Below are 11479 nucleotides of genomic sequence, written 5' to 3'. Positions count from 1 at the left end.
ACTAATGACTAATGACTAATGACTAATGACTAATGACTAATGACTAATGACTAATGACTAATGACTAAATAAAATTTCCCCACAACTGGTTGATAACTTGACAGAGAGCTTGCCAGAGCCAATACCAAATGTGGGGAGGTTATGATCAAAAGAGTATCTTATGGATAGTTGAGGTTAATAGTTAACACTCAATTTGGCAAACCAAAAGCACCCCTTGAACTGGTACATAATTGACCTAAGACATCGCTTGAATGATGTAATCAAAGTAAGGTGCTGCTGCTGCTGCATCTTCTGTACTGAGTAGCCCAAGAGCCGCTTTTTTGAGCGAATTAATCGCTTCTACCATTCCTGGAACGGGAACGCCAAGGGAATTGTACATTTCCCGGACTCCAATGATGCCAATTTTTTCAATTGGTTCTACATCTCCAGCTAGTACGCCATAGGTAATCAGGCGTAAGTACCAGCCAAAGTCCCGAATACACAACGCACGTTGTTTTTCACCGTAAGCGTTGCCACCAGGTGCGATAAAATCAGGACGCTTCTGCCACAATTGTTTGGTGGCTTCCTGAACTATCTTCTTTTCGTTTTCTGCTAAGGTAGCAGCAATCCGCGTTCTTTGGATACCAGTTTGCAAAAACTCTTTGATGCTCTTGAGTTCGCCACTGCTGGGATAACGCAGTTCGTCGTCGGCTTTGAGAATAACTTGGCTAATTACAGTCATGATTATTTAAATCACGCGAAATATTATTTGCTAGTTTAACGAGTCTGAGGTACACAAGTGAAGGGAGATGAGGAAGATGAGGGGGATGAGGGGATGAGGGGATGAGGGGATGAGGGGATGAGGGGGATGAGGGGATGAGAGAGACAAGGGAGACAGGGGAGACAAGAGGGTTATATAGCCAATGCCATAAGCCCCATGACTAATGACTAATGACTAATGACTAATGACTAATAACTAATGATTAATTCTGTTTGGCAACAAGGTGCATTAATTGAGATTACGATTACTGACTTGAGTGATACGGGTGACGGGGTGGGACGTTTTGAAGAACGTGTTGTTTTTGTCCCTGATACTGTTCCAGGCGATCGCATTCAGGTGCGTCTACTCCACGTTAAGCCTAAATTTGCCCACGGACAGCTTAAACAAATACTGGAACCATCACCGCATCGCATCCGCCCTAGCTGCATTGTGGCTGATAAATGTGGCGGTTGTCAGTGGCAACATATTGATTATCAATATCAACTCACAGCAAAACGCAATCAAGTTATTCAAGCTTTACAACGTATCGGCGGTTTTAGTAATCCATCAGTAGATCCGGTTTTAGTAACTGCTTCACCTCTGGGCTATCGTAATAAAGCTACCTATCCTCTCGATGTTTCAAGTACAGGTAAAGTACAAGCTGGCTACTATCAAAAAGGTAGTCATCAATTAGTTAACTTAAATCAGTGTCCAGTTCAAGATCCCCGTTTAAATCCTTTACTGGCAGAAATTAAGCAAGACATCCAACAGCTTGGCTGGGATATCTACGATGAAACCCGCCATCAAGGAGAAATCCGCCATTTAGGTTTACGCATTGGACGGCGGACAGGTGAAATTTTGTTAACTTTGGTAGTTAAGGAGGGAAATTTACCGGGAATTGCAGAGCAAGCCGAAGCATGGTTAAAACGTTATCCCCAGTTGGTAGGCGTGTGCTTAAATCGCAATCCCCAACGCACCAATGCGATTTTTGGCAGGGAAACCCGATGTATTGCTGGCGTTCCCTATCTGCGAGAAATCTTTGCGGAGTTAGAATTTCAAGTCCGCCCCGATACATTTTTCCAAGTGTTCACAGAAACGGCTGAAGCACTCTTAGAAGTAATTCAATCAGAACTGAATTTACAAGGTGATGAGACTTTAGTTGATGCCTATTGTGGCATTGGTACTTTAACTTTGCCTCTAGCTAAACAGGTACACAAAGCTATAGGATTAGAGTTGCAAGCAGAAGCTGTGCAACAAGCAATTCTCAATGCTCAACACAATGAGATTCAAAATGTGGAATTTCATCTGGGGGCTGTGGAAGATTTGCTACCAAAAATGGGAATTATACCAGATGTGTTACTACTTGACCCACCGCGTAAGGGATGCGATCGCTCTGTCATCGAATCTTTATTATTATCGAAACCAGCCCGCATCGTTTACGTCAGCTGTAAAGTAGCTACCCTGGCTCGTGACTTGAAATTACTGTGTCAAAATGGCTTGTATACAATCCAACGTATCCAACCTGCTGATTTCTTTCCCCAAACATCTCATGTGGAAGCTGCCGCCTTTCTTGTGCTATCACAGTTGGATAAGAATACTTAGTCCTTGATAAAAAACTAAAATTTCAAATTTGTAGTTAATTCCATACTAAAAATGCTAAAATCTAATTAACGTAAAAATAAAAATGATTTTGTGAAAAAACTCAAGTTGCATAGGCTCTAATAACCTAATGAATAAGATTGTTTAAAGTATAATTCGGCAATGTAAAGAAAACCTAAAAATTCTTGTAATTCATATATTTTTTGCAATTTCTAACTGGACTAGCATAGTGTTTCAAAGCCGTTTTATGTATCAACAATCAAACATCATAAATAGAGTCAATGCTCCCCGGCATTTTCAATATTTAGTAATTAAGACGCAAGTTTGAAGGCAGCATGACCACCTCAAAATTTATCAGGGTGCCTGTGAAAGCAAACTGATGTCTAGCTAACTGAAAGCTATGGGGTTTCTCTCGTGATTACCATTTCCCTCCGTCCAGTTGGACGTTATTGGGGCACTATTAGTTTTGCCTCAACGCTTTATCTCTGTCCTATTTTAGATTTACTGCTGGCAAAAATTCCAGCGAAATTACAGGCCGAGCTGCGGCTAGGGCTTCAAGAAGCCTTAGTGAATGCAGCTAAACATGGCAATAATCTTGACCCTAGTAAAAAAGTTGTAGTCCGCTTTTCCCTCATAGATAATCAGTATTGGTGGGTGATATCAGACCAAGGTGAAGGCTTTACTCCGGTAGCTAATGGGGAAGAAGAACCCACAGATTTTTTACCGCCTGATGAAGCAGAAAACGGTAGAGGTATGTGTCTTCTCCATCAGATTTTTGACCAAGTAGAATGGAATCGCAAAGGCACAGAATTAAGACTGTGTAAGCAATTGGAAAACCGCCCCTTGCTGTCTTTGAGGCGGTAAATTGGGGACTGGGTATTGGGGACTGGGGACTGGGGACTGGGGACTGGGGAAGATGAGGTAGACAAGGTAGACAAGGTAGAAATTCTTTAACAGTCAACAGTCAACAGTCAACAATTTTGAATTTTGAATTTTGAATTTTGAATTTATTTGTCTCCCTCATCTCCCCTACTCCCCACTCCCTAGTCCCTTATGCCCATGAGTCGGACAGGGGGGGGCGGAAATTGAGCGATTTAACCAGCCTACAGCCTGTTCTAGTCGAGCCAGAGCTTCTTGGGGTTGATTTTTGAGCAGAAACACCATAGCGGCTGCTATTTGTTCACTAGCGCGAGAATTGCGGTTAGACTTGAGGCGATGCCAATCGTTAGGCGAAATACTCAGCCTTTCCATGAGGGCTTGGGCTAGTTCTAAATCGCTAAATTCATTCAATTGACTGGTTTTAGACAACTGGCTAGGTTGAGACATAAATAACTATTGGCAACAGTTACATTTACTTATTACTCTACTACTTGTCAATGAAGCCGCCAAACAAATCATCTCAACAGCCAGGGGAAAATCAAGAACCTGATTTTGCACAGGAACTAGAGGAAGTAGAGCGATCGCTCTGGGCATTAAAACAAAGGTATGATCAAGTGAGGCGCGATCGCACCGAAAAGGCACAATGGCAACAACGCCGGGACGAACTACAGCAAAATAAGCATCAAACGCCAGAAATCAAAGCCGAGTTAAAGCACATTCAACAGCAGATAGAAGTGCTAGAACTAAATTTAGAAAGCCAGTTATTTTCTTGGCGTAGCCTGAAGAAACCTTTCTGGCAAGCAGTCCGCTTTGGTGGATTGGGCGTTATTATAGGCTGGATATTAAAGTCCTGTGCTGGGTAATTATGGTAAATCAAAGGATTGCAGAAATTCTGCGAAGTGGTAAACCTGATGAGTCTCTTGTAGTACAAGGCTGGGTAAGAACTAAGCGCGAACTTAAGGGGTTTGCGTTTATTGAGGTGAATGACGGCTCATCACTAGCTAATTTGCAAGTTGTGATCAATCAGGATTTGCCAGACTATGAAGCGATTTTAAAACAAATCAATACAGGTGCGTCGGTTGAGGTAAAAGGCGTGCTGGTGGCTTCCCAAGGGAAAGGACAGCGTATTGAGTTAAAAGCCGAAACGGTGAAAGTTTACGGGGACGCTGATCCCGAAACTTACCCACTGCAAAAGAAACGCCACTCTTTTGAATTTTTACGCACAATAGGACATTTGCGATCGCGCACAAATTCCTTTGGTGCAGTCTTCCGCGTCAGAAATGCTTGTTCTGCGGCTATTCATCAATTCTTTCAAGAAAGAGGCTTTTTGTGGGTACACACCCCCATCATTACCGCCAGTGACTGCGAAGGCGCAGGGGAACTATTCAGCGTCACCAGTTTAGATTTAAAGAATATACCCCGCACAGAAAACCAAGCCGTTGATTACAGCCAAGACTTTTTTGCTAAACCCACCTACTTAACAGTCAGTGGACAACTAGAAGCCGAAGTCATGGCAATGGCGTTTAGCAACGTTTACACATTCGGCCCTACCTTCCGTGCAGAAAACTCCAACACCTCCCGCCACTTAGCAGAATTCTGGATGGTAGAACCAGAAATGGCCTTTTGTGACTTAGAAGGTGATATGGATTTAGCCGAGGCATTTCTCAAATACATATTTAACTATGTCTTAGAAAAATGCCCAGAAGACATGGAATTTTTTAATCAACGCATTGATAACACCGTCTTAGCCACCGCCGAAAATATAATTAACAATCAATTTGAACGCCTAACTTACACAGATGCCATCAAACTATTAGAAAAAGCCGATGTTAAGTTTGAATATCCTGTAAGTTGGGGTTTAGATTTACAATCAGAACATGAACGTTATTTAGCAGAACAACTGTTCAAAAAACCAGTAATTGTCACAGATTATCCAGCGCAAATTAAAGCCTTCTATATGCGCTTGAATGATGACGAGAAAACCGTCCGTGCAATGGATATACTTGCACCAAAAATTGGGGAAATCATCGGCGGTTCGCAACGGGAAGAACGCCTAGACGTTTTAGAACGGCGTGTCTTAGCGCAAGGAATGAAACCCGAAGATTTGTGGTGGTATCTAGACTTACGCCGTTACGGTACAGTACCTCATGCTGGTTTTGGCTTAGGTTTTGAAAGACTCGTGCAATTTATGACAGGTATGGGTAACATTCGGGATGTAATTCCCTTCCCCCGTACACCAGAAAACGCCGAGTTTTAGAAGTGCCAACTAATTAGAGATTTAGTTCGTAGTAAAGGCTTTAGCCTTTTCTTTGAGGACTAAAGTCCTTACTACAAACCTTAAATCTCCCTTTGTAAAGCCTGAACTTGCTCAAGTGATAATTCAGTAACTTGAGCAATTTGCTCTAAACTCATACCAATTCGCAGTAAATTTAAAGCCAACTTTCTTGTTGTTTCAGCTTTACCTTCTGCTTTACCCTTAGCTTCACCTCTGGCTTCACCTTCTTGTAGAATTTCTTGATAAATAACTGATTCGCGCATAATCTCGCTCCTTAAGATTCTGCTAATTACATCTTTCCTTAAAACAATCCCTGCTAAAATTGCACTGGCGGCTGCTATATTTCTTTGTAGCTGTTGGTCTGTAATTGCTTCAACTGCTTGCGCTACTTGGGTTAATACCATTGTAGGGTCATTTGTCTGACTCAAGACGGCAAAGGGTAACAAACCGGGAACAGTCATAAACCTGTCTGTCGGTTGTTCCCATAGACGTATGACCTCAAACTCATGGTAAGTTTTCTCTAATCTAAAACTGTTTTCATTGATTAATTGTGAAGCTGTTCTTCTCAAATAGATAACTACTTGACGCATTTGTTTGCGAGGAAAGCGACGATACACCCTCACCCGATAATCTAACATCCGAAAGGGCATATCTTCATCTGCGTCGGTTTGAAATTCCGTACGTAAAACTAAATCCTCTGATTGTAATAGTATCAACGAATCAGCGCGAATCGGTTCGTTTGATAATTCTGTAGGGCTAAGTTCTGTTAATTTAATCGGTGAACCTAGTAACCATGTGGCTAAGAGGATGTTTGAAAAGTATTGTTATTAACTTCAAAGTCTCTCAGACCTAACCCCCCAGCCCCCCTTCCCTACAAGGGAATGGGGGTTTCAAAGCCTCCTCCTTTTCGGGGAGAGGTTTGGAGAGGGGTTTTTAGTATACTTTGCGACTTTCCAAACATCCTCTAAGTCATCTTTGAAGTTTTCGGCTATAAATTTAAATATTAAATTTATTGGTGTTGGGTTTCCTTGCGTCAACCCAACCTACTTTGATAATTTTCGGTTAATTTGATTTAAAAAAATTTTGTTTTGAAAAGTTGGAAATGTTTAAAATCAGAAAGTCTGCTTTTTAAACTGTCTATTTCCGTCAAAGCCGGTTCCAAATCTCCTGTCATTGGAACTGATCCTAATTCACGATTACAATCATGAATCCATTTAGCTAGTTCAATAGCAAGATATTTCTTGTCACTATATTTAGTATTCGCTTGTTGTGCAAGATATTGATAAGCGTTATCTATATTTTTAGGTTCATCTTCTTTTAGGTTGCAACTGTACTTTTCAAGTATTTCATCAGCTTTGCTAATAAATAGCGACATTCCTTGATTTTCAGTGCCATATATCCACGAAACTCCAAGACATTCATAAGGTTTATTATAAACATCCGTAACTTTATTTTTTAAAGTCTGAACTAACTGATTAATATCTTTCTCAAATTGAGTTTCTTCTCGTGAGGGAATGCTAAATGGGTTGGAGAGCATAGTAAAAGTAAGTATAATACAAACTAATACAATAGTAATATATAATGTCTTTTTTGTCTATTTTTAGGTGAAACAGTGAAGTAACCATCAGAATCAACTTTGGGAATTCCCCCACTGTTCAACTGACTTAAAACCTTGGCTTCTTGCTGAAATAATTCAATAGCTTTTGAGTTATTCTCTGTCAGCACTTTTAAAACTTTAGCTGTACCAGAATCATCAACCTCAAAAGTTTGACCAAAGCCACCACCGCCTAATTGCTTGATTACCCGATAGCGACCTAGTAGCAGTATCTCAGACCCACAGTTGCGACAAATACGGTTGTTTGCATTCGCTGGGTCAGCAGGTTTTGGACAATGGGGATTGATACAGTAGCTCATGGGATAGTATCAGTTGGGTTGTGCTGTTTATTTTGCTGCACTAGCCGACAGTCAATAGCGCAGTCTACAGATATACAAACTATCTCTAATCACTAAATAACAGCACACCATGTGAAATATATCACTTAACTTACACTATTAATAATGTAAAAGCAAATAAAAGCGCGAAGGAGAAACAGAAGCATAAATTCTCTGCGTACCTCTGCGTTTACCTCTGCGCCCCTCTGCGTTTACCAAAAATAAACTTTTCACTTCTGAGATGATACAGCTATCTTAGAGGAGAAAACTTTTTGATAATGGGTGGGATTAACTAATGTTAATGTTACTTTTTTACATAAATAATGAGTGTTACGCACTACCTAGCCAGCAGGTTGTCGAAGTTTTACCACTTGTCACCCTGAAAACCCTTCCTCACGCACCCGAATATTTTGCAGGTGTATTTAACTATCGAGGGCAAATTGTTCCTGTGTTAGATTTATGTCAGTTGATGCGAGGTAAACCCTGCTGTGAACACTTAAGCTCTAGAATTATTTTGGTGAATTATTCGGGAAGAGATGTAAACTCATCTGTATTATCTAAAACTGCAACTTCCGCACCCTCTGTTATTGGTTTAATAGCAGAACGAGTAGTAGAAACATTGCATAAATCAAGCTTAGAGTTTGTTGATCCGAATGTTGAGATAGATGCAGCCCCTTATTTGGGTAAGATAATTTTAGGCGAACAAGGCATGATTCAATGTCTGCGGATTGAAAATTTGTTATCAGAGGCTGAACAGGTTTATCTTTTACCAGCAAATTAAATAGTGTATCTACCACAAGTCATCATTACCCATCGCTGAACATGACGTATTCTGATGGCGAAGCTTTATTGAGACGAAAAATTGGTTTAGATGCAAGTTCAATAGGTTCGGCGAATATTGCTAGAGCTATTGAACAAAGGATGGCGGATAGTAAAATCACAGATATAGCTGTTTATTTAGAAAGATTGCAGGCATCTAGCTCGGAATGGGAAGCATTGGTTGACAATGTGGTTGTTCCAGAAACTTGGTTTTTTCGGGAGAGAGAATCGTTTAAACTTTTGCAGAAATATATTCAATCTGAATGGTTGGTAACTCAGCCTAAAAGAGTATTGCGGGTTTTGAGTGTGCCGTGTTCTACTGGTGAAGAACCTTATTCAATTGCGATCGCACTTTTGGAAGCTGGGTTAAATCAAGCTAACTTTCGCATTGATGCTGTTGATATTAGCGCAAAGTGTTTGTTAGCTGCTCAAAAAGCAATTTATGAAAAATATTCCTTTCGTCACAATACTTTATCTTTTCAAGCACAATATTTTCAACCAACTGAGGCAGGATATCAACTGTGTGAACAAGTCAGAAACTTAGTACATTTTCGCCAAGGTAATTTAGCTGATTCTGATTTTTTGGTTGATGTAGCACCTTATGATATTGTCTTTTGTCGCAACTTACTAATTTATTTTGACTCCAGTACCAAAGAACGCACTATCCGCACCTTGGAACGGTTATTGATTCAGGATGGTTTGCTGTTTGTTGGTCATGCAGAAACAGGTTTATTACTCAATTCGCGCTTTACTTCGGTGCGTCACTCTTTAGCCTTTGCTTATCGAAAAGCAAATGTTTCTCGTCCTGTAACAAAACATAGTAGCGCAAGTAAACCCAAAAAGCACCATCCACTTCCAGCAAAACCGCCTATTTCTCAGCATCCCCAACCGCAGAAACCACAAACTCAGCCAACCAACTTGCTAGATATTGCCAGAAGTTTAGCTGATCAAGGTTCTTTGCTGCAAGCTTGTCAAATTTGTCAAGACTATCTCCACAAAAATTTGGTAAGCGTCGAAGCTTATCTACTGCTTGGGCAAGTGCAACAAGCAATGGGTAAAAATGAAGAAGCTGCAACATCTTTCCAAAAAGCAATTTATCTGCAACCAAATCACGAAGAAGCTTTAATTCATTTAGCATTACTGCGAGAACATCAGGGAGATATAGCAACTGCTCGTTTCCTTTGGGAACGCATTCACCGAATCAATAAACGCCAATAAATGATGAAGTTTGGCGTAATAGCACTTACCAAAAAGGTAATGAAATATTAAGTTATTTATTCTTTCTTTAAAAGCTGTTTGTCTCATAGCTGCTATGGGAAACATTGCAGTTACAAGGTATTTCCATGTCGTGATACCTGCTTGATACTTGTTTGTTATGTTTGAAGTTTTAGAAATTAGGGAACACAAAAAAATAAATTATCCAAATTGACTGTTAGTAGGGTGCGTCAGAATGAATATTTTCTTGGTATAGCTAGGGTTACTCGTACTGACGCACCCTACATTTTAGATATTTATTTATCTGGAAGTTTCTTAATGAACTCGTTTTGTAACATTTGAGGACAGAGTTATATGCAACAAGGTTTTAAGCTTAACCAATTTGTAGTAGCTGGATGTGGGCTAATCCTTATATTAGCTAGTATTACAACTTACATGACAAAAAAAACAAATCAAGAATTGGTAACTAATGCGAATTTAGTTACTGAAACTTATGCTTTAAAGGCAAAATTAAAAGAACTAGAAAAAATTTTAGTTGATTCTGAAACGGGACAACGGGGATTTATTATTACCAAAAATGAAGAATATTTAGAGCCTTTTACTAAGGCTAAAGAACAATTGAATAGTCTGCTCAACGAAATAGAGCGAGAACTGAAAGATGATTCCTTAAAAATGACTCATTTCAATAAAATTGAAGAACTAGCACAAGAAAAAATTAAAATTTCGGAAGAAACTATTCAACTTAAAAAAAATGGTAAAGAACAAGAGTTAATGACTTATTTTATAGAAAATAAAGGCAGAAACATTATGGATGATATCAGAAAAGAAATTGATATAACCATGCAAATTGAAAATGAAAATCTAAGTGAACAGCAAAAGCAGGTTAATCAAATTCAAATGATTTCTGAGTTAGTTATTTGGGGAAGTTTGATATGTATTATCATCACTGTAATAGTGGTTTGCCTGGCGATTATTCTAATTCCTGGTAGAGCTTTGAGCCAGTCTTTACAAAATGCTTTTACTTTAGCTGAAAAAGTTTCGGCTGGGGATTTGACAGTTGAGGTGGCAGCAACGTCAACAGATGTCATTGGTAAGCTGATGACTACTTTAAAAGACATGGCACAAAATCTAAATAATCTTATCCGCAAAGTACAACAGTCTGGTATTCAAGCAACTTCTTCAGCTACACAAATAGCCGCATCAGGTAAACAATTAGAAGCAACTTTAACAGAACAGGTAGCATCAACAAATCAAGTAGCGGCGGCGGCGAAAGAAATTTCTGCAACTTCTAGAGAACTCGCCAAAACAATGGAAGAAGTGGCGGCTATGTCGCAAAGTACCACAATGGCAGCTAGTGACAGTCAAAAAGATTTGTTACGCATGGAAACGACGATGCGCCAACTAGCAGAAGCGACTAATTCGATTGCGGCTAGGCTGGGAGTGATTAGTGAGAAAGCTAACAATATTAATAATATAGTTGTCACGATTACTAAAGTGGCAGACCAAACAAATTTGTTGTCTTTAAATGCAGCGATTGAAGCGGAGAAAGCTGGCGAATATGGTTTAGGTTTTGCTGTAGTTGCTAGAGAAATTCGCCGTTTAGCAGATCAAACCGCAGTCGCGACGCTGGATATTGAGCAGATGGTGAAACAAATGCAATCTTCTGTGTCTACAGGTGTGATGGAAATGGATAAGTTTGCCACAGAAGTAGGACGCAGTGTGGAAGATGTTGCGAATATCAGCACTCAGGTAGGACAAATTATTGAGCAAGTGCAGGATTTGACACCAAGATTTGAAGTTGTCAGTCAAGGAATGGAAACTCAATCTCAAGGAGCGCAACAAATTAGTGAGGCAATGACACAGTTAAGCAACACATCTACTCAGACGGCTGCTTCCTTGAGAGAAATTAATAATGCTATTTCTCAACTTAATCAAGTTGCTCACAATTTACGTCAAGAAATTTCTCACTTTAAGGTGAAAACAGAAGATTTTTCGGCTAATAAGGCTTTTGTATAAACAGA

The 11479-nt window shown here is 39.8% G+C and carries 12 protein-coding genes; 7 read left to right on the top strand and 5 right to left on the bottom strand.

Annotated elements, in window-relative coordinates; all coding sequences use genetic code 11:
- Window positions 1–235: 235 nt before the first annotated feature.
- Window positions 236–721: an allophycocyanin subunit alpha-B gene (locus A3775_RS19115; RefSeq protein WP_066374925.1), complete on the bottom strand. Its 486-nt coding sequence runs from the start codon at window positions 719–721 to the stop codon at window positions 236–238.
- Window positions 722–958: 237 nt separating this feature from the next.
- Here A3775_RS19115 and rlmD point away from each other — a divergent pair, with 237 nt between their 5' ends.
- Window positions 959–2341 carry a 23S rRNA (uracil(1939)-C(5))-methyltransferase RlmD gene (gene rlmD, locus A3775_RS19110; RefSeq protein ID WP_066426287.1) on the top strand — a complete coding sequence of 461 codons (1383 nt, stop codon included), beginning with the start codon at window positions 959–961 and terminating at the stop codon, window positions 2339–2341.
- A gap of 411 nt (window positions 2342–2752) precedes the next feature.
- On the top strand, window positions 2753–3202 hold the full coding sequence (locus A3775_RS19105) for an anti-sigma regulatory factor (RefSeq protein ID WP_066374921.1): 450 nt from the start codon (window positions 2753–2755) through the stop codon (window positions 3200–3202).
- A gap of 165 nt (window positions 3203–3367) precedes the next feature.
- Here A3775_RS19105 and A3775_RS19100 read toward each other — a convergent pair whose 3' ends face one another.
- On the bottom strand, window positions 3368–3664 hold the full coding sequence (locus tag A3775_RS19100; protein WP_066426286.1) for a DUF6439 family protein: 297 nt from the start codon (window positions 3662–3664) through the stop codon (window positions 3368–3370).
- 50 nt (window positions 3665–3714) lie between these two features.
- On the opposite strand from A3775_RS19100, the gene A3775_RS19095 reads away from it, so the two are divergent.
- Both A3775_RS19095 and asnS read left to right on the top strand, forming a co-directional pair.
- A complete protein-coding gene (locus A3775_RS19095) occupies window positions 3715–4080 on the top strand; it encodes a hypothetical protein (protein ID WP_066426285.1) in 366 nt (121 codons plus the stop codon).
- Window positions 4081–4082: 2 nt separating this feature from the next.
- Entirely contained in the window at window positions 4083–5474 is a 1392-nt protein-coding gene (gene asnS, locus A3775_RS19090) for an asparagine--tRNA ligase (protein ID WP_066374915.1), read from the top strand.
- An 80-nt stretch (window positions 5475–5554) separates the two neighbouring features.
- On the opposite strand, the gene A3775_RS19085 is transcribed toward asnS, so the two are convergent.
- The 3 genes from A3775_RS19085 to A3775_RS19075 all read right to left on the bottom strand — a co-directional run bounded on the left by A3775_RS19085 (window position 5555) and on the right by A3775_RS19075 (window position 7406).
- Window positions 5555–6301 (bottom strand): Rpn family recombination-promoting nuclease/putative transposase, encoded by a 747-nt coding sequence (locus A3775_RS19085; protein ID WP_066426284.1) that lies wholly within the window; start codon window positions 6299–6301, stop codon window positions 5555–5557.
- A 263-nt stretch (window positions 6302–6564) separates the two neighbouring features.
- Entirely contained in the window at window positions 6565–7029 is a 465-nt protein-coding gene (locus A3775_RS19080; RefSeq protein ID WP_066426282.1) for a hypothetical protein, read from the bottom strand.
- A gap of 23 nt (window positions 7030–7052) precedes the next feature.
- Entirely contained in the window at window positions 7053–7406 is a 354-nt protein-coding gene (locus A3775_RS19075; protein WP_066426280.1) for a 4-Cys prefix domain-containing protein, read from the bottom strand.
- A 313-nt stretch (window positions 7407–7719) separates the two neighbouring features.
- Here A3775_RS19075 and A3775_RS19070 point away from each other — a divergent pair, with 313 nt between their 5' ends.
- The 3 genes from A3775_RS19070 to A3775_RS19060 all read left to right on the top strand — a co-directional run bounded on the left by A3775_RS19070 (window position 7720) and on the right by A3775_RS19060 (window position 11474).
- Complete coding sequence (locus tag A3775_RS19070) at window positions 7720–8205, top strand: chemotaxis protein CheW (protein WP_066426278.1); 486 nt, start codon at window positions 7720–7722, stop codon at window positions 8203–8205.
- Window positions 8206–8246: 41 nt separating this feature from the next.
- Entirely contained in the window at window positions 8247–9461 is a 1215-nt protein-coding gene (locus A3775_RS19065) for a protein-glutamate O-methyltransferase CheR (protein ID WP_066426276.1), read from the top strand.
- A gap of 351 nt (window positions 9462–9812) precedes the next feature.
- Window positions 9813–11474 (top strand): methyl-accepting chemotaxis protein, encoded by a 1662-nt coding sequence (locus A3775_RS19060; RefSeq protein WP_066426275.1) that lies wholly within the window; start codon window positions 9813–9815, stop codon window positions 11472–11474.
- Window positions 11475–11479 lie beyond the last annotated feature (5 nt).

Source organism: Anabaena sp. 4-3 (assembly GCF_001597745.1).
Lineage (GTDB): Bacteria > Cyanobacteriota > Cyanobacteriia > Cyanobacteriales > Nostocaceae > Trichormus.
Note: the sequence above shows the minus strand (reverse complement) of the source record. Positions and strands in the feature narration are given on the sequence as shown.

What these genes read in the sequence shown, in the direction of transcription:
- A3775_RS19115 (WP_066374925.1), bottom strand. Translation starts at nt 721, where the DNA reads ATGACTGTAATTAGCCAAGTTATTCTCAAAGCCGACGACGAACTGCGT.
- rlmD (WP_066426287.1), top strand. Translation starts at nt 959, where the DNA reads ATGATTAATTCTGTTTGGCAACAAGGTGCATTAATTGAGATTACGATT.
- A3775_RS19100 (WP_066426286.1), bottom strand. Translation starts at nt 3,664, where the DNA reads ATGTCTCAACCTAGCCAGTTGTCTAAAACCAGTCAATTGAATGAATTT.
- A3775_RS19095 (WP_066426285.1), top strand. Translation starts at nt 3,715, where the DNA reads ATGAAGCCGCCAAACAAATCATCTCAACAGCCAGGGGAAAATCAAGAA.
- asnS (WP_066374915.1), top strand. Translation starts at nt 4,083, where the DNA reads ATGGTAAATCAAAGGATTGCAGAAATTCTGCGAAGTGGTAAACCTGAT.
- A3775_RS19080 (WP_066426282.1), bottom strand. Translation starts at nt 7,029, where the DNA reads ATGCTCTCCAACCCATTTAGCATTCCCTCACGAGAAGAAACTCAATTT.
- A3775_RS19075 (WP_066426280.1), bottom strand. Translation starts at nt 7,406, where the DNA reads ATGAGCTACTGTATCAATCCCCATTGTCCAAAACCTGCTGACCCAGCG.
- A3775_RS19070 (WP_066426278.1), top strand. Translation starts at nt 7,720, where the DNA reads ATGTTAATGTTACTTTTTTACATAAATAATGAGTGTTACGCACTACCT.
- A3775_RS19065 (WP_066426276.1), top strand. Translation starts at nt 8,247, where the DNA reads ATGACGTATTCTGATGGCGAAGCTTTATTGAGACGAAAAATTGGTTTA.
- A3775_RS19060 (WP_066426275.1), top strand. Translation starts at nt 9,813, where the DNA reads ATGCAACAAGGTTTTAAGCTTAACCAATTTGTAGTAGCTGGATGTGGG.